The sequence below is a fragment of the Bradyrhizobium commune genome, assembly GCF_015624505.1.
Taxonomy (GTDB): Bacteria; Pseudomonadota; Alphaproteobacteria; order Rhizobiales; family Xanthobacteraceae; genus Bradyrhizobium; species Bradyrhizobium commune.
Genome location: NZ_CP061379.1, coordinates 2,287,564 through 2,309,936, shown reverse-complemented (window position 1 = coordinate 2,309,936; position 22,373 = coordinate 2,287,564). Strand labels below are relative to the sequence as shown.

The window sequence follows — 22,373 nt, the reverse complement described above, 5'->3', positions numbered from 1 at the left end:
CAAGATTTCTGTGCATATCGCGACGCAGAATGGGACAGCGGTCCTTCCCGTGCACTGCGGTAGCCCTCACCGCACATTCAAGGGCAGATCATCAATTAGTGATCCGAAATCGAGACGATATTCTCATCTCGGCGATCTTAACTGTTGTGACGCAATGACGTGCGGCAATTTGCGAATAGAGGTTCTCAACACCTCACCGAATTCCGACTCATTGTCGTCGCATGGTCTTCATGCGGCGCCGCTAACAGGGGCGCACCAACCGTACTGTCACTTGAGGCAACATGAGCAACGACGTCGACTTCGATCTTTCACCGGACCAATGGGAAGCGCTGCGCTCGCTTCGCAACCCGGTGTCGAACGGTCGCCTTTCGAAGGCTTATCTCCTCGACGGCCTCGTGAAGCTTGGCCTCGTCGTCGTCAACGACGGCGTGCCTGCGATGACTCCGACCGGCCGCCAGGTTCTGGTGCGCGGCTCGTGCCGGCTGCTCGATCTGGCGGCGTAGCGCGGAAATCAGAATATCTGCGCGATCACGAACGCGTAGGCGATGAACACCACGCCCAAGCCCCACACCATCGCCGGAATCTGCGCCCGACGGCCCATCGCCGCTTCGAGCGCTAAGTAGCTCAGCGTCCCCAGCGCCATTCCGTTGATGAGGTTATTGGTCAGCACGGTGACCAATAAGGTCAGCACGATCGGCACCGCGTTGACGAGATCGGTCATGTCGATGCGGGCGAGCCCCTGCATCATCAAGACGCCGACGAGCACGAGCGCCGGCGCGGTTGCTTGCGGCGGGATGATGACGAAGATCGGCCAGAAGAACAGCGCGAGAAAGAAGAATGCCGCAACGGTCAACGAGGTCAGGCCGGTTCGCCCACCCGCCTGCACGCCGGTGATGGATTCGATGTAGGCCGTGACAACGGAGGTGCCGAGCAGCGGGCCGACGATGGAGGCAGTCGCATCGGTGGCAAACGCCGCGGTGGCATTCGGGATCGAACCGTCGGGCTTGCGCAGATTGGCCGCCCCCGTGACTCCGATCAGCGTACCCAGCGTCGAGAAGAATTCGGCGCACAGGAAATAGAACAGCAATGGCAGCGCCACGACGAAATGGCTGAAGAGATAGCCGATGTCGAGCGCCATGAAGGTGCTGGTCGGCCAGCGCGGCCACGCCATGATGGCCGACGGCACCGACGTGACCATCTTGCCGTTGGCACCCGGAACGAAGAAGCCAATCAGGGTGAGCACTGCGATCGACAGGATGAGCGCTGCCGGCACTCGGCGCGCTACCAATACCGGCGTGAGCAGGAGACCGAACAGCGTCAGCAGCACCGGCGGATTGCGCAGCGATCCCATCGCGATGTAGGTCGACGGATTCTGGACCACGAAGCCGGCACCACGCAGCGCAATGAAGACGATGAGGGTGCCGACGGCGGCCTGGATACCGATCTTCAGCGCTTCCGGAACGTCCTTTGCGACTTTTTCGCGCAGCTTCGACAGGCTGAGAATCAAAAACAACACGCCGGTGAAGGCGACCATCGCGAGCGCGCCCTGCCAGGGCATGCCCATCTGCTTGACGATGACGTAGGTGAAGATGACGTTCGATCCCATCGCCGGCGCAACGGCGAGTGGCAGATTGGCCCAAAGGCCCATCATGACCGAGCCGAGGATCGCGGCGAGTGCCGTGGCGCTGACGAGGTCGGCGCGGTCCATCCCGGCGTTGGACATGATCGCCGGGTTCACAGCGATGATATAGGCCATCGCCGCGAACGTAGTCGCTCCGGCCATGACCTCGCGTCCGAGGCTGGTGCCGCGCTCGCTGACGCCAAAGAATCGATCAAGCGCGCTTGCGGCGGGCTTTGACGGCAGCTCTGCGGAAGCTTCCTGCGGTGGTGTCATCTCGTTCATCCCAGTCCTCCCCCTACCAGACCACCGGGTGCGCCTCGCCCGTCTGCACGTTGATGAATCCGAGCGGCGCCTGCTCGCAAGGCGCCACCAGCACCCAGCTCCAGGGCGCGCAAGTCAGCGTCGCGAACATCAGCCGCTCGGGGAATCCCGGATACCAGCGCGGCCGGAACGTCGGCTCGTACATCCAGTCGACCTTGCGGCCTTCTGCATAGAGCGCCTGCATCTCGGCATCGAGCGCTTGCGCCGAGCGGCAGCTCATCAGCCCTCCGACCTCGAAGCGCACGGTGGCAACGAGCTCACCCTCGCGCACCAGAGCCCATCCGCCCTGAAGCTCGATCAGCGCGTTCACCGCCTTCGCCATCGCCGCGTCGGACGAGCCGACCACCCAGATATTGTGCTTGTCGTGCGCCACCGAACAGGCAACGGCCGTCTCCGGCGTTCGCGGTCCGCAGCCGCGCCAGAACATCTTTGCGACGCGCCCGTCGCCGGAAAAGCGGTCGACGATGGCAAACTTGGTGATGGCCTCGCTCTCGTCGCGCTGTACGGCACCATCACGCACCGGCAGTTCGAGCGTGTAGAATTCGGGATGCCAATGGAAGGGACGGATCACGGCCGCCTTCATCGAAGTGCGGCCAGTCTCGGCCCGCAGCTCGAAATCCTGAGGCTTGATCGTACGCTTGATGTTGACTGTCTTCGTTGCCCAGGCCGGCCATTGGATTTCAGGCACCTTGCCGAGATAGCGCTTGCCTTCGGAGACCTGCATGCCATCGGCCCACACTTCGGCGACGGTGAGTTTGGCAACATCCGACAGCAGCACGACGTCGCCGAAACGCCCTGGAGCCAGGCTGCCGACGAACGGCGTAAGGCGCATGTGCCGCGCCGGATTGATGGTGAGACATTGAATTGCGATTTCAGGCACAAGACCGGCTTCGATGGCGATTCGCGCGTTGTGGTCGCTGGCACCAAGCTCGATCGTGTGGCTGGCGCTACGGTCGTCGGTCGTGAATGCGATCTGCGACCAATCCTGCAGGCCCTTGGCGAGCAGCCATTTGACGATCTCGTCCATGGCATAGACGCGCAGCTCGACGAACAAGCCGCGGGTGAGCTTGTCCCAGGTTTCCTCCGGAGTCTGCATTTCGTGATCGGAGGCGAGCCCCGCCGCGGCAAAGGCGTTGATGGAGGGCAGATCCCGCAAGCCAGAGGCGTGGCCTTCGACGACGCCGCGCGCCGCGAACGTCGCCTCGATCATGCCCCAGAGCCGCTTGTAGGAGGGATTGTCGGGATTCCACACCGCCGGCCAGTCCATGACTTCGTCGAGCCCGGTCACCATCAGGCTCTCGCCCATGAAGCGCGCCTGCTCGTCGTGGCCATACCATCCGCCACCCCATTCGTAAGCCGTCGGTGGCACGGCCGAGCCGGGTTGCGGAAAGATCTTGAGCGGCGAGCCGCGGCGGCGTGCCTCGAACCAGAATTCGAGATTGCGGGCGCCGTTGACATTGGAGAACTCGTGGCTTGCCTCGCAGGTCCAGGTATTGCCATGCGGCAGCACCAGCGCGGCCTCCCATTCCGGCGTGAGATGCGAACTTTCGATGTGCTTGTGCACCTCGCCGAAGCCGGGCACGGCCGCAAGATCCGGCCGATGCGCGCGCTCGCGGACTTCGCCGGGATAACTGCCGGCAGGCCCGACCCAGGCGATGCGCCGGCCCTTAAAGACAATCTCCTGATCTTCGCTCCAGGTGCGGCTATGCACATCCAGCAACCTGCCGACCCGTAAAGCGCGATCGGCCGGGCGGCGACCGAGCGCCGTCAGCACCAGGTCCTGGCGAATGCGGACCTCGTCGGGCGCGTTGATCAAGAGATCTTCGGGTATCGCGTTCATGGCCTGCCTCGCTCTACGCCTGCTCTTTCGCAGCCGTGGATCGCTTTCGCGGCGATTTACCGGTCTTGCCGCTCCGCGCCGCGGCGGCATCGCGCTGACGGACGTCCTTCAGGAGCGTCGTGAGCGCCCACTCGATCGCATCGGCGATCTCGGCGCTCGACATGCCAAAATCCTCGCGCATCGCATTCCAGGCCAGCACGTTGTTGAGATAAGACGCGAGCGCCTCCGCCTGGCGGACTTCCTTCGCAGGGAGATGCTGCACCAGCGGCGCCATCGCCTTGCGGTGCTGGTCGATCAGGTGACGCCGGAAGCCGGCGCGCACCCGGCGGCCCGCTCGCGTCATCGCAATGGCGCGGGCCAGATGCGGGTGATGGTCGAACCGCCTGCACAGCTTGCGGAATATATCCGGCAGCTCGTCGGGCGAGGTGAAGGGAATGTAGCTGAAGACGTTGTGCTCGATCCATTCACCGGCAGCAGCGAACAGCTCCGCGCGGGTGTTGAAGTGACGGTAGACAGTGCGCTCGGCCACCTTCGCCCGCTTCGCCACCGCAGCCATCGAGACGTCATCGGCCGCCTCGTCCTCCAGCGTCTCGACAAAAGCCGCGACAATGCGCTGCCGTGTCATCTCGGCATATTCGTCGCGAAGGCTGGCGATATGTCGCTTTTCTGTACTCATGTCATAAGTCTGACATCGGGCGGATTGGAGGGTCAAGCCGAGACTTGCGGCACGCCGCGCCGCAATCATGGGCGTCGGCATACACTCCGGGAGGTCAGTCGACCCCACACGGGCACGACTTTCGCCTGCCGCCTGAAAAATGGACTTTTGCACGCCGTCAAAATCGGATTTGCTCTGCCAAGAACCGATCGCGCGCGAAGACGTCGCGCGGACGGCAACAAAGCCGACAAGGGAGCTGATCATGAACGGGCTTGGCGGGTTGAACAAATCTCCCAACGGCGTGGTCATCGGGCTGGTGCAGCTGCAGCTGCCGAACGTCGTGACCCGGGCCGATCTTGCGAAGCAGACCGAGCGCATCGTCTGGATGGTCGGCAAGGCCCGCCGCAATCTCTCCACCATGGATCTGGTGGTGTTTCCCGAATATTCGCTGCACGGCCTCTCGATGGACACCAATCCCGAGATCATGTGCCGGCTCGACGGGCCCGAGGTCGCGGCGTTCAAGAAGGCCTGCATCGACAACAGGATCTGGGGCTGCTTCTCCATCATGGAGTTCAACCCGCACGGCAATCCCTACAATTCCGGCCTGATCATCGACGACCACGGCGAGATCAAGCTCTATTACCGAAAACTCCATCCCTGGATTCCGGTCGAACCGTGGGAGCCGGGCGATATCGGCATTCCCGTGATCGACGGGCCGAATGGCGCGAAGATCGCACTGATCATCTGCCATGACGGCATGTTCCCGGAGATGGCGCGGGAATGCGCCTACAAGGGCGCGGAGATCATGATCCGCACCGCCGGCTACACCGCGCCGATCCGCGACGCCTGGCGCTTCACCAACCAGGCCAACTCGTTCCAGAACCTGATGGTCACGGCGAACGTCTGCATGTGCGGCTCCGACGGCTCGTTCGATTCCATGGGCGAAGGCATGATCGTCAATTTCGACGGCAGCGTGCTGGCGCACGGCACCACCGGCCGCGCCGACGAGATCATCACCGCCGAAGTGCGGCCCGACCTCGTGCGCGAAGCCCGCATCAATTGGGGCGTCGAGAACAACATTTACCAGCTCTGGCACCGCGGCTATGTCGCGGTGAAGGGCGGCGCGATGGACTGCCCCTACACCTTCATGCAGGACATGGTCGCCGGCACTTTCCGCCTGCCGTGGGAAGACCAGGTCAAGGTCACCGACGGCTCCTCCTGCGGCTTCCCGGCACCGGCGCGGATGTTCGGAAAGACCGCGAAGGCGGCGGAGTGACGGCCGCAGGCCTTGGCTCTGTCTAGAGCTCAGGCGGCTTGAAGATGTGGGTAGCCTGCTCATAGGCGTAGGCCAGACGCAGCAGCTTGTGCTCGCTCCAGGCGCGGCCTGCGAAGGTGACGCCGAGCGGATAGTCGGGCGTGTCCTTGCCGTCGACGCCTGACACGAAGCCAGCCGGCACCATGACGCTGGGATAGCCTGCCTTCGCGGCGATCACGCAGCCTCCGCTGCCGGGGAACAGCACCGCGTCGAGCCTGTGCTGGTTCATGTAGGCGTCCATGCCGCGTGTCTTGGCGGAGAGCAGGTCCATGGCACGCGCCGACTTGTACTCACGCTCACTCAAATCGCCCCTGCTGATATCGGCGGCGAGAAACAGGTCCTGACCAAAACGCAGCGCCTTCTCGGCGTGCGCATCGTTGAAGGCGATGATGTCGGCCATAGTCTTGATCCCCGTGTTGGTCGCCCAATCCTTCAAATACAGGTTGAGACCGTGCTTCAGCTCGTAGAGGAAGACGATCGGCGGCGTCGCCACATTGCCCTTGTGGGGACTCAGCGGATTGCGGTTGAGCACGGACATGCTCGTGCCCGGCCCGCCGGTCCAGCCAGCCGTCGGCATGTTGGCGCGCACGATGACCGCGCCCAGGTCCTCCAGCACCTTGACCACGTCAGCCATCACCTTGGTCCATTTGGGCGGCAGCTTGCCGTAGTAGCGATCGTTGAGCGGGTCGGCGGGGTCGCTCGGCACACCGATGCGCGCGCCCTTCATCGCATCCTGCGCGAGGTCGGCGGTGTAGTCGGCCGGCCGCCGCTGCCGCTTCGTTACCGGATCGAGCGGGTCCGCGGCGGCCAACACATTCAGCAACATCGCCGCGTCGCGCACGGTACGCGTCATCGGCCCTGCCGTGTCCTGGCTGTGCGAGATCGGCAGGATGCCGGTACGGCTGATCAGTCCGACTGTCGGCTTGACGGTGACGAGGCCGTTCTGGCTTGCGGGGTACAGCAGCGAGCCCGAGGTCTCGGTGCCGATCGAGGCCGCGCACAGGCCGGCCGCGACCGCGACCGCCGAACCCGAGCTCGATCCCCCGGGTTGCACGACCGGGATGCCGCGATCGTCCATCAGCGCCGGCACGAAGGGGTTCTTCACCTGACCGCCCAGCGACGAGTAGCCCGAGGGCATGTCGATCGCGAGAATGTTGGCGAACTCCGTCAGGTTCGCCTTGCCCAGGATCACCGCGCCGGCGTCACGCAGCAGCTTGACGACGGTGGCGTCGTCCCTGGCACGCGCGCCCTCCAGCGCCAGCGAGCCCGCCGTGGTCGGCTGTTTGTCAGAGGTCGCGATATTGTCCTTCACCAGAATGGGCACACCGGCCAGCGGCCGCCTGGCCGACGGCTTGGTGCCGTCGAGCTTGGCCGCGATCTTGATCGCGTCGGGATTGAACGCGCGGACGGAGTTCAGCATGGGCCCATCGCGGTCGTAGGCCGCGATGCGGGCGAGATAACCCTCGGCCAGCGCCGTCGCAGTCACCCGACCGCTGGCCAAAGCATCGATGATATCGCTCATCGGTGCGTGCTCGAGCTTCAGCTTGGTCCGCGTCACACTGCCGGCGGCCGCGCCTGCATCGCGGCGGGTTGGCTTCCTCATGGCATACCTCAGGGATTCTCGCCCGGCATCATGCGCATACCTTCGCCGCCGTGACACGGACAATCCCGGGTCCGCGAGGACGCGCCCGACACGTTTCCGGGGAAAACCGCGACATTCTGGCACGGTAGTTGCTCCTTGTGTCATCTGGACGTCGTCAAAAGGGGGAGTTTCCATGTCGACCATTGCCGCGGCTCCGGCCGTCGAGCGCAAGCCGCTCTACACCTCGCTGTTCGTTCAGGTCCTTGCGGCCCTGATCCTTGGCATCATCCTCGGCATGGTCGCCCCGGACTTCGCTATCAGCCTCAAGATCCTCAGCGACGCCTTCCTGAAATTGATCTCGATGATCGTGGCGCCGATCGTGTTCTGCGTCGTCGTGCACGGCATCGCCGGGGCCGGCGACCTCAAGAAGGTCGGCCGGGTCGGCGCAAAGGCGCTGCTCTATTTCGAGACGATGACGACGGTGGCGCTCGTGGTCGGGCTCATCCTGGCCTACATCTTCGGCCCTGGCCACGGCATGAACATCGATCCCTCGACGCTTGATGCCAAGGCGCTCAATACCTATGCCGACAACGCCCACAAGCTGCAGGGCGCGGGCATCGGCGCCTTCCTGCTCAACGTGATTCCGACCACATCGTTCGACGCGCTGTCGCGCAACGACGTGCTCCAGGTGCTGTTCTTCGCCGTGCTGTTCGGCGTCGGCCTCGCGCTGGTCGGCGGCGAGAAGGGCCAACTCGTCACCTCGATCATCGACGCGGCCTCCACCGTGCTGTTCCGCGTCATGGGACTGATCGTCCGCGTCGCCCCGCTTGGCGTGCTCGGTGCGGTCGCCTACACCGTCGGCAAATATGGGGTCGGCTCGCTGAAGCAGCTCGTCTCGCTGGTGTTGCTGTTCTACGTCTCGGTCGGCATCTTCGTGCTCGGCGTGCTCGGCAGCGTGATGGCGCTTGCCGGAATCAACATTCTCAAGTTCCTCGCCTACCTCCGCGAGGAGCTTACCATCGTGCTGGCAACCGCCTCTTCCGACGCCGTGTTGCCGCAGATCATGAAGAAGCTCGAGCGGATGGGCGTGAAGGATTCCGTGGTCGGCCTCGTCATTCCGACCGGCTATTCCTTCAACCTCGACGCCTTCTCGATCTATCTCACGCTCGCCGTCGTGTTCATCGCGCAGGCGACCAACACGCCGCTGTCCTTCGGCGATCTCCTGCTGGTCCTCGGCGTCTCCCTGATCACCTCGAAGGGCGCGCATGGCGTGCCGGGCTCGGCGATCGTGATCCTGGCGGCAACGCTGAACGCGGTGCCGAGCATCCCCGCGATCGGCCTCGTGCTGGTGCTCTCGGTCGACTGGTTCATCGGCATGGCCCGCGCGCTCGGCAACCTGATCGGCAACTGCGTGGCGACCGTGGTGGTTGCCGCCTGGGAAGGCGACCTCGACCGCGTCAAGGCGGCCAAGGTGCTCGAAGGCGGCGAGCTGGTGGACGTGACCGCGGGCTAATTCGCCTATCGTCGTCCTAGCGCAGGTGCCCGCGCTCAAAGTGCCTGCGCTCCGCGGCCGTTAGCGGCGGCCTGGCCGCATTGGCCGGCGTCACCGTGGCGACCATTGCGGCGCTGGATGGCTGCGGCGCCAGCACCAGCACGTCGACACCGTCAGCGGTGACTTGCATCGCATAATCATGGCCACTGAGGAGCCGAGCCACCACGCGCCGCAATGGTCCATCGAAGACTCCCGTCGTCGGCGTGTCGAGCGCATCGATGGTGCGATAACGCAGGTTGAACCGTTCCTGCAGCGCCGCCAGCACATCATGGAGCGAAGCGTCATGGACTTCGAGATGCACGGCCTCCGGCCTGCCTTCGATCTTCACCTCGGCCGACGCGGCTCGACCGAAGGCCAGCAGGACGGCAGACGCGGTCACGAGGAGGAGGAATGGCCGACATGTCATCATGCGAGCTCTGCTTCCGGAATCTCGCGCGCCAAACGTTCGCGAAGCGGCCCTAGCCGATCGGCATGGTGACGCCATTTGCCGACCGAGGACGCGTAGACCGGGCGGCGCACCTGAACGGCGCTGGCAGTTGCCGATGGCGCAGGGCTTTCATGAAAGCGCATCACCCCGTCTTCCCAGGGAAGCCCGAGAAAGCGGATGATATCCCGGCTTGCCGCCGCCTGGTCCCGCACAATGTCCTCGTAGTTGATTTCCATCAGCACATCCGGCGGCAGCACGGTGCGCCAGTGCTGCGACAGACGGCGATACGCCAGATAATAGTCCGCGAGCTCGGTCTGCCGATATGAGAACGAGAACTTGCCGCGGAAATGCGCCTTGTAGATCGCCCAGCACGAATCGATCGGATGCCGCTGCACGAGGATGATCTTCGCGGCAGGCAGCGCCACGTGGATGAGGCCGCAATAGAGATAGTTCTCGAGTGTCTTGTCGATGAAACGCGCGTCGACCGGCACGCGCAGGGCTGCCGCCGAATCCAGATAGCGTCTGCCGATGCCTTCAGGGTCGCGGCCGCCCGCGCGCTCCGCCATGGCGCGGCGCATCTCGGCCGCGAACGCGCCGGTCTCGCCCACGGAATGCATCGCGGAGTGGCTCCCGATAATTCGCTCCACCAGCGTCGTGCCGGTGCGCGGCAGTCCGGTGACGAAGACAGGCGCGGCGTCGACACAGCCGCGTGGCGCGGCTTGGATCCAGCGTCGCGTGTGCGCCTCGATGATGGCATCGATCTCGCCAATTTCGGCGGCGGGGTCGCGCGGAAGCGATCGGCTCTGCAAATTGCAGCCAGCCTCGACATGATCGAAGGCGCGCCCCCAGAGCTCGATGTCTTCGCATTCCTTGCCGAGCGCAAAGCGCAGCATGATTTCGCTCGAGGCAGACAAGCCTCCCTCACCGATCAGCGCTTCCATCTCGTCGATATGGTTGCGATCGGGGCTCTGGATGCGCAGATCCGACCGCAAATAGTGCGCAAGGCCGTAATGACGGTCGCAGGCAATGGCCGCGTCGCAATGCGCTTCGGCGTCTCCGAGTGCGCCGATCATCCGCTCGGCAGCAGCCAGGTTGAAGAGATATTGCGGCACGTCCGGCCGCCCGAGCATGGCGCGACGAAAGAGCTCTATCGCTCGCTGCTGTAGCCCGAGCAGACCGAACATCGCGCCGACAGCATCGAGCGCATCGGGAGCTTCGCCGAGATGCTGTGCCGCGACCTCCGTTGCCGCACAGGCCTGGCGTGTCTCACCAGCGATGAACAGGCACTTCGCGCGTAACACCAGCGCAACCGGGTTCGTAGGCGCGAGCGCGACGGCGCGAGCGGCGCTGACGGTCGCGGCATCCTGCCGGCCGCGCAACAGCGCGGCTTCCGTCAGCAATGCCCAGGCGCGCCACTCGGCAGGATTCTGTTCAAGAATGCTTGCACAGATTTGCTCGGCGGCTCCCAAATTGCCTCCGGCAAACGCATCACGCGCCGCATCAATCGAAGCGGTGCTCCCCGAGCGCGCTACATTCACGCAAATTGCCCTATGCTACGAGTGATGAAATCGACCCGGTGGCCGGTCGGCCTCCGGGTCGATCGGTCGAAGATCACCGGTCGTGGTCAGTCATCATCACGATCATCGTCGCGACGATCGGCGAAATTGAAATTGCCGAAGAGATCGCCAATCGCCGGCCGGTTGACGGGAACGTAAGGATTGTCGTCCGAGGCCACGGGGTTGGGCAACGTGTCGCGCGTCTTGGGTCCGAGCGGCTTGAGATGCCAGTTGCGCTCGATGAACTTGGTGATCGAGACGTGGTCGCCATATTCGTGCGACATGTGACCGCCGCGCGAGTATTTCGACACGACCAGAAGCGGAATCCGCGTGCCGTCGCCGAAGAAGTCGACCGGCTGGACATAGCCCGAGTCGTAGTAACCGCCACCCTCGTCCATGGTGATGACGATGGCCGTCGACTTCCACAGCTCCTTGTCGGACTTCACCTTGTCAACGATGTTCTTGGTGAAAGCCTCGAAGATATCCACACGGGACGACGACGGATGGCCATCGTTGAAAGTGCTCGGCTTGACAAAAGACACGGCCGGAAGTTTGCCATCCGCGATGGCGTCGTAAAGATCGAGCGTATCCTTCATGTGCGCATTGCGCTGCGCCGCATGGGTCATGACCGAGGCGGAGAACAGGAACGGATTGCAGATGTTGCAATAGAGATAGGCGACCGGGTCCAGCGCGCCGAAGTTGGTGCCTTCACCTGGCGCGGTCTTGAAATCGTTCCAGCGCTCGCCGAAATAGGCCCAGGAGACATCGGCCTGGGTCAGCGCATCGCCGATATGCCGCTGCTTGATGACAGGCGGCAGGGTGAACGGACCGTTGTTGATAGGATCGGTGGCGCCGCTGCCGATATAGGCCGGAACGTAGTTGTTCAGGAGATAATAGGCGTTCGGCGCACAGCGCGGCGACACGTGGATGGCGTTGAGGTAGGTGACGACCGGACCGACACCCGGCTGGTTCGGATCGGAGCAGTTCGAATAGCTGCCACCGCCATAACCGTCGTTGAGGTACCAGTTGTTGGTGCCAGGCGCCGGGTTCGGGTTCTCGACCTCGTTGACGTATTGCGGTGGGTTGGAGCCGGGAACGAGCACGTGGTCGGGCTTCGCGGGATCGCCCTTGTCATCAGCATAATAGAGCGCATCGGCGTAGCCGATCATCATGTGATTGGCGAAAGTGCCGCCCATCACGCTCTGATGGAAATTGTCGTTGAGCGTGTACTTGCGCGCAAGCTCGGTCAGATAAGGCGCGTCGCCCTTGGCGACATTGTAGAAGCCGAGCGCGATAGCACCCTCCTTGAGGGCGTGCGGCGTCGGGTTGCCGTTGCTTCCCGAGGAAACGCTCGATTCCACGAAGGTGAAGAGATCGGCCTGGCAGCCGCTCGGATTGTGGTGCGTGGCCTTGGCGACGTCGCAGTCGAGCTCCTGCCACATCTGGTAGAACCGGTGCACCGGGCTGCCGCCATAGGTCTTGTAGAGACTGGTCGGGGTTTCGCTGGCCTGCGCCAGGGTCACCAGCGGATAGGCTCCGTTCGGCAGACTGTCGAAATCCAGGATGCGCGAGTCCGGCGAATTGCCGGGCAGTCCCGTGGCACCCGTCGTCAGCAGCGGCAGATCCTGCTGGCGGAGGCCGTAATCCCCCTGCGCCGCGATTTGCAGCGTAGCGAGGCACCCGGGCCCATTGAGCGCGGCCTGATCGACGGAGGTGTAGCAGGATTGCGGCGCGTAGGAGGTTCCCGGCGCCTGCACCTTGTTGGTGGTGGTATTGTAGGGAGCCTTCTGGCCGGGGCTGATTGAATAGGTGTTGTTGACCACGGCGGAGAATTGCGCCGACTTGGCGTAGTTCGGTCCGGGCAAGCCATCCTTGGTGATGATGCCCTTGGAGAGGAGGTTGTCGACACGCTCGCCCGGACGCGCCGGCTCATAGGTGGCGAAGACGTGGTCGAAGGTGCGGTTTTCGCCGAGGATGACGATCACATGCTTGATCGGCGACTCGGTCCGATCGCCGTTCCTGTTGCTTCCCCCGAGCAAATTGGCGTCCGCCGCATAAACGTCATACCCCATCAGCGACAGGATCGCGGCGGTGACCACGGTGCGATCGCGTAGACGTCGTGTCATTCTCGAAAGCATTTCACACCCCTCTGTTCGTTTCTGAAGCCTGAAAATTGTTTCAGTGCACTTCAGGCTAGGGGTCGCACTTGTCAGACGTGCTGCGCGAGAATGTCAGTTGCATTATGCAATTGTGACAGCGTGCAGGGACATGTTGTCGCAACCGGCGGCGCTTATGGATTGCTGTCAATGGCTTGCCGGTGATTTCACCCGAGGTTCCACCGCAAGACGGTGCCCGAGCGAGAGCGGGGAAACCGCAAGCTCGCGCTGAGGTGCCTTCAGTCGTTCCACTGGAGGAGCGGCGTTCCGAACGCCCTGCTCCAGACGGAGAGGAAGCGCGGAAACCAGGAGTGCGCCACCGCGCCCTTATAGGCCCAGGTGCGGTACTTCAGACCCTGCTCCGAGATCAGCTCCTGATATCCGCCATGGACTTCGGTCGCGGTGCGAATATCCTTCAGGATTCCCTGGGCGCAGGCGCGATAAGTATCGTCCCCTGAGAACTCATCGTAGTCCAGCATGCGGTCGGCAAACTCGACATTGAACGTCGGCCAGGAAGAACGACCCTGATAAGCGGGTGCCGCGATCTTGTGGATCATCTTGTTGCGCGGATTATCGGCGGACACCAGGAAGTGGGAGGTTCCGGGGATGCGAAACCGCGGCTCGGCGATGACCAGATCCGCCGTGGCCGCAAACAGCGCGCGTTCGCTTGCATCGTTTAAATTCCAGAAGCCGCGATGCACGCTGACGAAATCCAGTGCAACCGAAGACGCGGGCGAACCTGCCGGACCGTCCAGCGAATGCCTGATATAGCCGCCCTTGCCGAACAGGCGGAGAAGGTCGCCCTTGTATTGCGAGAGGTCACGCCCAAGCAGGCGCTTCAGCTCGTTCTCGCTGACGACGCCGAGCTCTACACCCCACACGAACGTCGTGTAGACGCAGGCATTGGTGACGAAACGCCGGCGCTCGGCGCGAGTGTCCGTCGCCGCAGAGCGAGGCGCGCTGGCATCGCACAGCAAATACCGGGTGCCGTCATCGTCGAACGGCTCAAGCTCGCTTGCAAGCCGCAAAATCGCGCGCTTCAGGTCTGCGCCATACTCGGCCAGCAAGAGGCGGCCGGCATGCGCGCATTGTGACATCGCCAGATAGGACGACGCCCGCTCTTCGGCAGAGAGCATCTGCTGGAGACCGGCCAGAATGCCGAGCAGCGTATCAGAGGGCCGCGAGAAATAGTTCACGCCGAGATACCGGCCACGTCCGGCCGGGACGATGGTCGTCGTGACGACGTTGGCGCGAACCGCCTCCAGCAACAGGCGCACGCTCTTGTCGAGCAGCCGGGCCCGCCTCACTGCGTCCTGCGCATCCATGATCGTCTCGGGGTCGAGGACATCAGGGTAGAACCAGGCGAAGTCGCGCGGGTAATAGGCGGATGCGTGCGGCGCTCCTGTGACGAGAAAGGACTCGGTCACCGAGAAGGCGCTGTCCATCGAATGCCGGTAGAGATCCTCGATGGCCGACAGCGAATGCTGCGACTTTCTCATGAACCGATCGCCGAGAAAATTCACCGCCTGAAGCGCGTTGGCGACAAAGGTCGCGGCAACGCCCTGGTAGAACCGGTTCTCAGGATGTGACGGAAACGAAATATCGCTGTTCATAATGCTTAAGTCGGCCAAAGTCTCGGGTGGTTCGGTGCTGGCTTATTCTAAATGCAGCTGATTCGTCTCTCTACCCGGGAACTTGCGGGGCTCGCGACATCGTTAACTGGATGCGACTATCCCTCACGCGGCCGGAAATTCTCGACCACTCTGAGCAGCACCCGCGCACCGGCATCGGCGTCGGCGAGATCGACATGCTCGTCGGGGTGGTGGCTGATGCCGCCGCGGCAGCGGACGAAGATCATGCCGACATCGGCAATGTCGATCATGGCCATGCCGTCATGCCCGGCCCCACTCGGCAACTCGAACGCCGAAGAGCCCTCAGCGGCGATCGCCTGCGCGATCTGATCCCTCAGCCAGGGCGCACACGGCGCGGTGCGGTTTTCGTGGGTGACGTTGAGCTGAAGCGCCACTTGCCGGCGCTTTGCGATGGCCTCGATCTGGCGGACGATATCGGCGACCGCGCGCTTGCGATGCATGTCGGTCGGCGCGCGCATGTCGATGGTGAATGATACGTCGCCCGGAATGACGTTGGTCGCGCCGGGCCTCGCCTGGATGTAGCCGACGGTGCCGACCAGCCCGCCCTCGTCGGTGCGGCAGAACTCTTCGATCGCACCGATACATTCGGCAGCACCCGTGAGCGCGTCGCGCCGCAACGCCATCGGCACCGTGCCGGCATGACCGGCCATGCCGGTCAGGCGCGCGGCGAGCCGTGTCGCGCCCGCGATCGCCGTGACCACGCCGACCGGCAAATTCTGCGCTTCCAGCACCGGCCCCTGCTCGATATGCAATTCGAGATAGGCCAGCAGCTCGCGGCGCGCCCGCGCGGCCGCACCGATATGATCAGGATCGAGCCCGAATTGCACGAGCGCCTGACGCATCGACACGCCGTCGCGGTCGCGCGTATTCAAAACGCTTTCGTCGAACGTGCCGGCGACCGCGCGGCTGCCGAGCAGGGTTGAGGCGAAGCGCACGCCCTCTTCGTCGGCAAAGCCAACGACCTCGACCGCAAACGGCAGGCGCTTGCCGCGGCGGTTGAGATCGGCAACGCAGGAGATCGCCGTGATCAGGCCCAGCGGCCCGTCCCATTTGCCGGCGTCCCGCACGGTGTCGTAGTGGGAGCCAAGCATCAGGCAGGGCGCGCCCGGCCGCGCGCCTTCGTAGCGGCCACAGACATTGCCGACCGCGTCCAGATGCGCGCTCATGCCCGCCTCGCGCATCCAGCCGAGGATCAGGTCCGAGGCCACGCGCAGTTCCTTGCTGAGATAGATGCGGGTGAGCTTGTCGGTGTCTTCCGAGATCGCGCCGAGCTCATTGATGCGACGTACGATCTCCTCGCCGAGCGATGCATTTTGAACGGCGTTGGCAGAACCCATCTCGGTCAAGCTTTCCATCCTGGAGACCGCGCCGCGGTCGCAACCACAATCGATTCAAGTTCGGTGCCAGCGAAAATCGTTTAGCCGGCGTCATCCGAACCAGCGCGTGGTTAGCATGAATGCGGTAGCCGGCAGACCCGCCCAACCGTGGTCATGCACACCTGAGAGCCGGTTAGGGTTGCTTAACTCCATTGCATACAATCAAAAGATACTGCTCATAATTTAATCTGCCACTTTCCTCATCAGGATTCGGGTGATCCATATACTATATACTTTTCAATATCTTATTTCGAAATGCACGCTTCATAGCCTCTGGCACGAAGCTTGCGACATCTTATCCCGGGCTCCGCCAGACCGGCGCAGCCGCGAGATTGAGGCGGTCCATCCGCCAAGGGAGCAACCAATGGATTTTGGCAGGATTTCACGACGGCATTTGTTGCAGGGCGGCGCGGCCCTCACCCTCGGCGCGGCGGCCGGCGCCCGGCCGGCCTTCGCAGCCGACACCACCATCGGCTTCATCTATGTCGGGTCGCGCGATGACTATGGCTACAACCAGGCGCATGCCCAGGGCGCGGCGGCGCTGAAGAAGATCGCCGGGTTGAAGGTCGTCGAGGAAGAGAAGGTGCCGGAGACCGACGCCGTCGAGAAGACGATGGAGTCGATGATCAATCTCGACGGCGCCTCCCTGCTCTTCCCGACCTCGTTCGGTTACTACAATCCGCACATGATCAAGATGGCCAACAAGTACCCGAAGCTCCGCTTCGAGCACTGCGGCGGCCTCTGGAGCGACAAGGATCCGAAGAACGCCGGCAGCTATTTCGGCTATATCGACGAAGCCCAGTACATCTCGGGCATCGTCGCCGGCTACACCTCCAAGAGCGGCAAGCTCGGCTTCGTCGCGGCCAAGCCGATCCCGCAGGTGCTGCGCAACATCAACGCTTTCGCGCTCGGCGCCAAGCTCGCCAACCCCAAGGCCACCACGCAGGTGATCTTCACCGGTGACTGGTCGATGCCGGTCAAGGAGGCCGAGGCCACCAACAGCCTGATCGACCAGGGCGTGGACGTTCTGACCTGTCACGTCGACGGTCCGAAGACCATGGTCGAGAACGCGGCACGCCGCGGCGCGTTCGTCTGCGGCTATCACGTCAACCAGTCGCCGCTGGCGCCGAAGGCCTATCTCACCGGCGCCGAGTGGAACTGGGAAGCGCTGTATCCGAAGTTCGTCAAGATGATCGCCGCCGGCGAGACCATCCCGAACTTCTATCGCGGCGGCCTCAAGGAAGAGATCGTCAAGACGTCTCCGTATGGCGAGGCGGTTTCGGCCGAGGCGCGCAAGCACGCCGACGACATCAAGGCCAAGTTCCTGTCCGCGGACGGCTACGCCGTGTTCAAGGGTGGGCTGGTCGACAACAAGGGCAAGACGGTGATCCCCGCCGGCACCGATCGCGGCCAGAAGGATCCTGAGCTCGAGAAGATGGACTATCTCGTCGAGGGCGTGATCGGAGCGACTTCGTGACATCGGAAGCAGCGGATTCTGCCGAGGCGGCCGGGACAATTGCCCCGGCCGCCGACCCCGGCTTTCTGCAACGCCATGGCGGCACGATCGAATACGTCCTGATCCCGGGCGCGGCGCTTGCCGGCGCGCTCGTGGTCTTCGGGATCTTCGTCATGCTGTTCGGCAAGAACCCGCTGGACCTCTATTTCTACATGTACCAGGGCGCCTTCGGCACCTGGTTCTCCTGGCAGAACACGCTGACGCGTGCCGCGCCCCTGATCCTGACCGCGCTCTGCACGGCGCTGCCGGCGCAGCTCGGCATGGTCATCATCGGCGGCGAAGGCGCGCTGCTGATCGGCGCGCTCTCGGCGACCAGTATCGCGCTGGCGCTCCAGGGCATGCCGCCGCTCGTCGTGCAAACTGCCATGGTCGTCGCCGGTGTCGTCGGGGGTGGCTTGTGGATCATGCTGGCGGGCGCGCTGCGGCAATATCGCGGCGTCAACGAAACAATATCCAGCCTGCTCCTCGTCTACATCGGCCTCGCGATCCTCAACCATCTCGTCGAAGGCGTGATGCGCGATCCCGCCAGCCTCAACAAGCCGTCGACCCGCGAGATCGGCGCCGCCAACATGATCGGCTCTATTCCCGGCACCGACGTGCATTGGGGCCTGGTCTTCGGCCTGATCGCCGCGATCGCCGCCTATATCCTGATCTATCACACCGTGTTCGGCTTTGCCGCGCGCGTCGCCGGCGGCAACATCCGCGCCGCAAAGATCGTTGGCCTCGGCGTCAGCAAGCTGATCCTGACCATCTGCTTCCTCGCCGGCGGCGCCGCCGGCCTTGCCGGCATGGTCGAGGTCGCCGCCGTGCAGGGGCGTACCAACGCCAACCTCGCGGCCGGCTACGGCTTCACCGGCATCCTCGTCGCCTTCCTGGCGCGGCAGAATCCGCTCGCCATCATTCCCGTCGCGATCCTGCTTGGCGGCATCAGCGCCAGCGGCGGTCTGCTGCAACGACGTCTTGGACTGCCTGATGCATCCGTGCTGGTGCTGCAGGGCATCATCTTCGTCTTCGTGCTGGCCAGCGATGCACTCTACGGCCGCATCGGGTTTCTGAAGGGAAAATCCTGAGATGGCAGACGGATCGATCGGACTCTGGACCGTCCCGCTCGCCGTGCTCGGCGGCGCCATTCGCGTCTCCACGCCGTTCCTGTTCGTGAGCCTCGGTGAGTGCATCACCGAGCGTTCGGGGCGCATCAATCTCGGCCTCGAGGGCACGCTGGTGATGGGCGCAATGAGCGCTTACGGCATCTCCTATCTCACCGGCTCGCCCTGGCTTGGTGTACTTGCCGCCGGCGTCACCGGCGCGCTGCTTGGCGCGCTCCATGCCGGTATCTGCTCGCTGCCGCGCGTCAACGACGTCGCGGTTGGCATCGCGCTGATGCTGTTCGGCACCGGCCTCGCCTTCTATCTCGGCAAGCCGCTGATCGAGCCTACCGCGCCGCGGCTGCCCGCGATCGATTTCGGCTGGTGGAGCGACATCCCGCAGCTCCGCGCAGCGCTGCGCGTCAACGTCCTCTTTCTGATCGGCGTGGCGCTCGCACCAATCCTGTACTGGGCCTTCCGCACCACGCGCTGGGGCCTCCTGATCCGCACCGCCGGCGAGAGTTCGGACGCCGCACGCGCCATGGGCCATTCCGTGCTCCTGATCCGCCTGCGCGCCACCATGGTCGGCGGCTTCCTCGCCGGCATCGGCGGCTCGTTCCTGTCGCTGTTCTATCCCGGCAGCTGGAACGAAGGCCTGTCCTCCGGCCAGGGCATCACCGCCGTGGCGCTGGTCATCTTCGCGCGCTGGGATCCGCTGCTCTGCCTGTGGGCCTCGCTGGCCTTCGGCGGCGCGGCCGCGCTTGGACCTGCGCTGCAATCGGTCGGCGTCACCTCCGGCTATCACCTCTTCAACGCCGCGCCCTACATTCTGACGCTGGCAATCATGATCATCACCTGCTCGCCAAAGCGGACGCTGACCGGCGCCCCCGCCGAACTCTCGATCACACGGTAAACACGCACGAGGTCGTCCATGCCCGAGCGCTACATCAAGTCCGAGCCCTACGCCTGGCCTTACAATGGTGATCTCCGTCCCGAGAATACGGCGCTCATCATCATCGACATGCAGACCGACTTCTGCGGCGTCGGCGGTTATGTCGACAAGATGGGCTATGACCTCTCGCTGACGCGGGCGCCGATCGAACCGATCAAGAAGCTGCTCGCTGCGATGCGCGCCCAAGGCTTTCACATCATTCATACCCGCGAAGGCCATCGCCCCGACCTCGCCGACCTGCCCGCCAACAAGCGCTGGCGCTCGCGCCAGATCGGTGCCGGCATCGGCGATCCCGGCCCCTGCGGCCGCATTCTGGTGCGTGGCGAGCCCGGCTGGGACATCATCGAGGAACTCGCTCCGCTGCCGGGCGAGCCGATCATCGACAAGCCCGGCAAAGGCTCGTTCTGCGCCACCGATCTCGAACTGATCCTGCGCGTGCGCGGCATCGAGAATATCGCGCTGACCGGCATCACCACCGACGTCTGCGTCCACACCACCATGCGCGAGGCCAACGACCGCGGTTTCGAATGCGTGCTGCTGCACGATTGCTGCGGCGCGACTGACAAGAGCAACCACGAGCACGCGCTCAAGATGATCAAGATGCAGGGCGGCGTGTTCGGCGCAGTCTCGACGTCAGAGGCTTTCATCGGGGCGATTTCGTGATCATCGGCGAATCCGCTCCACCGTCGGGCGCCTTCGGCGTCAACGCCATCGCCATGACCATGCGTTTCGGCGACTTCCTGGCGCTGGACAATGTCGAACTGAAAGTGCGGCCGGGCTCGTTCCATGCGCTGCTCGGCGAGAACGGCGCCGGCAAGTCCACGCTGGTCAAATGCATCATGGGCTACTACCACGCAACCGAGGGCGACATCATCATTGGCGATCGCGAGCAGGCGATCGCCAATCCGAAGGACGCCCACGCACTCGGCCTCGGCATGGTCTATCAGCACTTTACGCTGGTCCCGGCCATGACCGTTGCCGAGAACCTGGTGCTGGCGCGCGACGATGTGCCAGCGGTGGTGAATTGGTCCAACGAGATGAAGGAGCTCGAGGCGTTCCTCGCCCGCATGCCCTTCAAGGTGCCGCTCTCTGCAAAGGTCTCCGATATTTCCGCCGGCGAGCGGCAGAAATGCGAGATCCTCAAGCAGCTCTATCTGAAGCGCCGCTTCCTGATCCTGGACGAGCCGACCTCGGTGCTGACGCCGGCAGAAGCCGACGAGGTCCTCGGCATGCTCCGCGACATGGTGGTCAAGGGCGAGCTCACCATCCTGATGATCACGCACAAATTCCGCGAGGTCATGGCCTTCGCTGACGAGGTCACGATCCTGCGCCGCGGCAAGCTCGCCGGCGCCGGCAAGGTCGCGGAGCTGACGCCGGATGCGATGGCGCGCACCATGATCGGGGCCGAGGAACTGACGGTGCAGCCGCCGCGCACCGGCGAAACCGGCAAGGCCAGGCTGGAGCTGGAGAAGGTCCGCGCACTCGATGACGCCGGTGCCGTCGCTGTGCATGACGTGTCGCTCACCGTGCGCGCTGGCGAGATCGTCGGCATCGCCGGCGTTTCCGGCAACGGCCAGCGCCAGCTGGTCGAAGTGCTGGCCGGCCAGCGCGAGGCCGAGAGCGGCGAGGTCCGCGTCGCCGGCGATCCCTATCATGCCAGCCGCGAGGAGATGCGTCGGCACAGGATGTCGCTGCTGCCCGAGGAACCGCTGAAGAACGCCTGCGTCGGTGGCATGAGCGTCGCCGACAATATTGCCTTCCGCGAGTTCGACCGCGCTCCCTTCGCCAGCGGCGGCTGGTGGCTTAACCGCAGCGCCTTCCGCGATGACGCGAAGAAGAAGATCGGCCAATACAAGATCAAGACCCGCACGCCTGACACGCCGATCTCGGCGCTGTCAGGAGGCAATGTGCAGCGCGCCGTGCTCGCCCGCGAGCTCGGCGGCGACGTCGAGGTGCTGATCGCGGCCAATCCCTGCTTCGGTCTCGACTTCGCAGCGGTCGCGCAGATCCACGCCGAGATCATGGCTGCGCGCAACCGAGGCGCCGCGGTGCTGCTGGTCAGCGAGGACCTCGACGAATTGCTCGAGCTCTCCGATCGGCTGGTGGTGATGTTCCACGGTGAATTCGTGTATGAAGCGCGTACCAGCGAGGCCGATCTCACCGTGGTCGGCCGGCACATGGCGGGTCACTGACCAGGGAAATGTCGATGAGTGGCGCAACCGAACGCGACGAACAGCTTTTGCGTTTGTCCTTCGCCGTCGCACGCCGCTCGCTGACCCATGGCAACCATCCCTTCGGCTGCATCGTCGTCGATGCCGACGGCAATGTGTTGATCGAGACCGAGAACGGCTACATGCCGGATCACGACGGCACCGCGCATGCTGAGCGCCTCGCAGCCACCCAGGCCTGCCGCACGCTGGACCGTGAGGTGCTGGCGACGGCCACGCTCTATTCCTCCGCCGAGCCCTGTGCGATGTGCGCCGGCGCGATCTACTGGGCCGGCATCGGCCGCGTGGTCTACGGCCTCAGCGAGCACCGCCTGCGCGGCGTGACCGGCAACCATCCGGAGAACCCGACGCTCGACCTGCCCTGCCGCGAGGTCTTCGCCAGCGGCCAGCGCCCGACGGTGGTTGTGGGGCCGCTGCTGGAAGACGAAGCCGCAGCGCTGCACGACGGCGTTTGGACGAAGTAGCGAGCCGCAAACTCGGAATTGTAGGGTGGGCAAAGCGAAGCGTGCCCACCAATAACCTCGCTTTGGAAGGTGGTG

The 22,373-nt window shown here is 64.1% G+C and carries 18 protein-coding genes; 9 read left to right on the top strand and 9 right to left on the bottom strand.

What is annotated here, in order from left to right:
• The first annotated feature begins 281 nt into the window (after positions 1 to 281).
• Positions 282 to 503: a hypothetical protein gene (locus IC761_RS10825; protein ID WP_195803229.1), complete on the top strand. Its 222-nt coding sequence runs from the start codon at positions 282 to 284 to the stop codon at positions 501 to 503.
• An 8-nt stretch (positions 504 to 511) separates the two neighbouring features.
• Here IC761_RS10825 and IC761_RS10820 read toward each other — a convergent pair whose 3' ends face one another.
• Genes IC761_RS10820 through IC761_RS10810 form a run of 3 tightly spaced genes read right to left on the bottom strand, consistent with a single transcriptional unit; the run spans position 512 to position 4,458 of the window.
• Positions 512 to 1,903 carry an NCS2 family permease gene (locus IC761_RS10820; RefSeq protein WP_195803228.1) on the bottom strand — a complete coding sequence of 464 codons (1,392 nt, stop codon included), beginning with the start codon at positions 1,901 to 1,903 and terminating at the stop codon, positions 512 to 514.
• A 13-nt stretch (positions 1,904 to 1,916) separates the two neighbouring features.
• On the bottom strand, positions 1,917 to 3,782 hold the full coding sequence (locus IC761_RS10815) for an adenine deaminase (RefSeq protein WP_195803227.1): 1,866 nt from the start codon (positions 3,780 to 3,782) through the stop codon (positions 1,917 to 1,919).
• Positions 3,783 to 3,795: 13 nt separating this feature from the next.
• Positions 3,796 to 4,458: a TetR/AcrR family transcriptional regulator gene (locus IC761_RS10810; protein WP_195803226.1), complete on the bottom strand. Its 663-nt coding sequence runs from the start codon at positions 4,456 to 4,458 to the stop codon at positions 3,796 to 3,798.
• A gap of 241 nt (positions 4,459 to 4,699) precedes the next feature.
• Between IC761_RS10810 and IC761_RS10805 the strand changes: the two genes are divergently transcribed.
• Positions 4,700 to 5,713: a formamidase gene (locus tag IC761_RS10805; protein ID WP_195803225.1), complete on the top strand. Its 1,014-nt coding sequence runs from the start codon at positions 4,700 to 4,702 to the stop codon at positions 5,711 to 5,713.
• 22 nt (positions 5,714 to 5,735) lie between these two features.
• Here IC761_RS10805 and IC761_RS10800 read toward each other — a convergent pair whose 3' ends face one another.
• Positions 5,736 to 7,355, bottom strand: coding sequence for an amidase family protein (locus IC761_RS10800; RefSeq protein WP_195803224.1), 1,620 nt, complete (start codon positions 7,353 to 7,355; stop codon positions 5,736 to 5,738).
• A gap of 172 nt (positions 7,356 to 7,527) precedes the next feature.
• Here IC761_RS10800 and IC761_RS10795 point away from each other — a divergent pair, with 172 nt between their 5' ends.
• Entirely contained in the window at positions 7,528 to 8,847 is a 1,320-nt protein-coding gene (locus IC761_RS10795) for a dicarboxylate/amino acid:cation symporter (protein WP_195803223.1), read from the top strand.
• Positions 8,848 to 8,863: 16 nt separating this feature from the next.
• Here the strand turns inward: IC761_RS10795 and IC761_RS10790 are convergent, their stop codons facing one another.
• The 5 genes from IC761_RS10790 to IC761_RS10770 form a co-directional block, all read right to left on the bottom strand.
• The gene (locus tag IC761_RS10790; protein WP_195803222.1) at positions 8,864 to 9,295 is read right to left on the bottom strand and encodes a hypothetical protein; all 432 of its coding nucleotides are present in this window, start codon (positions 9,293 to 9,295) and stop codon (positions 8,864 to 8,866) included.
• The gene (locus IC761_RS10785) at positions 9,292 to 10,713 is read right to left on the bottom strand and encodes a tetratricopeptide repeat-containing sulfotransferase family protein (protein ID WP_195803221.1); all 1,422 of its coding nucleotides are present in this window, start codon (positions 10,711 to 10,713) and stop codon (positions 9,292 to 9,294) included. Before IC761_RS10785 ends, IC761_RS10790 begins: the two co-directional genes overlap by 4 nt.
• Positions 10,714 to 10,937: 224 nt before the next feature.
• The gene (locus IC761_RS10780; RefSeq protein ID WP_246791482.1) at positions 10,938 to 12,995 is read right to left on the bottom strand and encodes an alkaline phosphatase family protein; all 2,058 of its coding nucleotides are present in this window, start codon (positions 12,993 to 12,995) and stop codon (positions 10,938 to 10,940) included.
• A gap of 269 nt (positions 12,996 to 13,264) precedes the next feature.
• Positions 13,265 to 14,638, bottom strand: a complete 1,374-nt coding sequence (locus IC761_RS10775; RefSeq protein ID WP_195803219.1) for a hypothetical protein — start codon at positions 14,636 to 14,638, stop codon at positions 13,265 to 13,267.
• A gap of 116 nt (positions 14,639 to 14,754) precedes the next feature.
• Complete coding sequence (locus IC761_RS10770; protein ID WP_195804619.1) at positions 14,755 to 16,014, bottom strand: allantoate amidohydrolase; 1,260 nt, start codon at positions 16,012 to 16,014, stop codon at positions 14,755 to 14,757.
• Positions 16,015 to 16,417: 403 nt separating this feature from the next.
• On the opposite strand from IC761_RS10770, the gene IC761_RS10765 reads away from it, so the two are divergent.
• From IC761_RS10765 to IC761_RS10740, 6 genes are read left to right on the top strand one after another with little or no spacing between them, the layout of a single operon-like run.
• A complete protein-coding gene (locus tag IC761_RS10765; RefSeq protein WP_195803218.1) occupies positions 16,418 to 17,530 on the top strand; it encodes a BMP family ABC transporter substrate-binding protein in 1,113 nt (370 codons plus the stop codon).
• Positions 17,527 to 18,639, top strand: a complete 1,113-nt coding sequence (locus IC761_RS10760; RefSeq protein ID WP_195803217.1) for an ABC transporter permease — start codon at positions 17,527 to 17,529, stop codon at positions 18,637 to 18,639. Before IC761_RS10765 ends, IC761_RS10760 begins: the two co-directional genes overlap by 4 nt.
• A 1-nt stretch (position 18,640) precedes the next feature.
• Positions 18,641 to 19,567, top strand: a complete 927-nt coding sequence (locus tag IC761_RS10755) for an ABC transporter permease (RefSeq protein ID WP_148753461.1) — start codon at positions 18,641 to 18,643, stop codon at positions 19,565 to 19,567.
• Positions 19,568 to 19,585: 18 nt separating this feature from the next.
• On the top strand, positions 19,586 to 20,269 hold the full coding sequence (biuH, locus tag IC761_RS10750) for a biuret amidohydrolase (protein WP_195803216.1): 684 nt from the start codon (positions 19,586 to 19,588) through the stop codon (positions 20,267 to 20,269).
• Positions 20,266 to 21,798: an ABC transporter ATP-binding protein gene (locus IC761_RS10745; protein WP_195803215.1), complete on the top strand. Its 1,533-nt coding sequence runs from the start codon at positions 20,266 to 20,268 to the stop codon at positions 21,796 to 21,798. Before biuH ends, IC761_RS10745 begins: the two co-directional genes overlap by 4 nt.
• A gap of 14 nt (positions 21,799 to 21,812) precedes the next feature.
• Positions 21,813 to 22,298, top strand: a complete 486-nt coding sequence (locus IC761_RS10740) for a nucleoside deaminase (protein ID WP_195803214.1) — start codon at positions 21,813 to 21,815, stop codon at positions 22,296 to 22,298.
• The last annotated feature ends 75 nt before the right edge of the window (positions 22,299 to 22,373 follow it).

Coding starts and splice junctions, on each gene's coding strand:
- IC761_RS10825 (WP_195803229.1), top strand. CDS start 282: ATGAGCAACGACGTCGACTTCGATCTTTCACCGGACCAATGGGAAGCG.
- IC761_RS10820 (WP_195803228.1), bottom strand. CDS start 1,903: ATGAACGAGATGACACCACCGCAGGAAGCTTCCGCAGAGCTGCCGTCA.
- IC761_RS10815 (WP_195803227.1), bottom strand. CDS start 3,782: ATGAACGCGATACCCGAAGATCTCTTGATCAACGCGCCCGACGAGGTC.
- IC761_RS10810 (WP_195803226.1), bottom strand. CDS start 4,458: ATGAGTACAGAAAAGCGACATATCGCCAGCCTTCGCGACGAATATGCC.
- IC761_RS10805 (WP_195803225.1), top strand. CDS start 4,700: ATGAACGGGCTTGGCGGGTTGAACAAATCTCCCAACGGCGTGGTCATC.
- IC761_RS10800 (WP_195803224.1), bottom strand. CDS start 7,355: ATGAGGAAGCCAACCCGCCGCGATGCAGGCGCGGCCGCCGGCAGTGTG.
- IC761_RS10795 (WP_195803223.1), top strand. CDS start 7,528: ATGTCGACCATTGCCGCGGCTCCGGCCGTCGAGCGCAAGCCGCTCTAC.
- IC761_RS10790 (WP_195803222.1), bottom strand. CDS start 9,295: ATGATGACATGTCGGCCATTCCTCCTCCTCGTGACCGCGTCTGCCGTC.
- IC761_RS10780 (WP_246791482.1), bottom strand. CDS start 12,995: ATGACACGACGTCTACGCGATCGCACCGTGGTCACCGCCGCGATCCTG.
- IC761_RS10775 (WP_195803219.1), bottom strand. CDS start 14,638: ATGAACAGCGATATTTCGTTTCCGTCACATCCTGAGAACCGGTTCTAC.
- IC761_RS10770 (WP_195804619.1), bottom strand. CDS start 16,014: ATGGGTTCTGCCAACGCCGTTCAAAATGCATCGCTCGGCGAGGAGATC.
- IC761_RS10765 (WP_195803218.1), top strand. CDS start 16,418: ATGGATTTTGGCAGGATTTCACGACGGCATTTGTTGCAGGGCGGCGCG.
- IC761_RS10755 (WP_148753461.1), top strand. CDS start 18,641: ATGGCAGACGGATCGATCGGACTCTGGACCGTCCCGCTCGCCGTGCTC.
- biuH (WP_195803216.1), top strand. CDS start 19,586: ATGCCCGAGCGCTACATCAAGTCCGAGCCCTACGCCTGGCCTTACAAT.
- IC761_RS10740 (WP_195803214.1), top strand. CDS start 21,813: ATGAGTGGCGCAACCGAACGCGACGAACAGCTTTTGCGTTTGTCCTTC.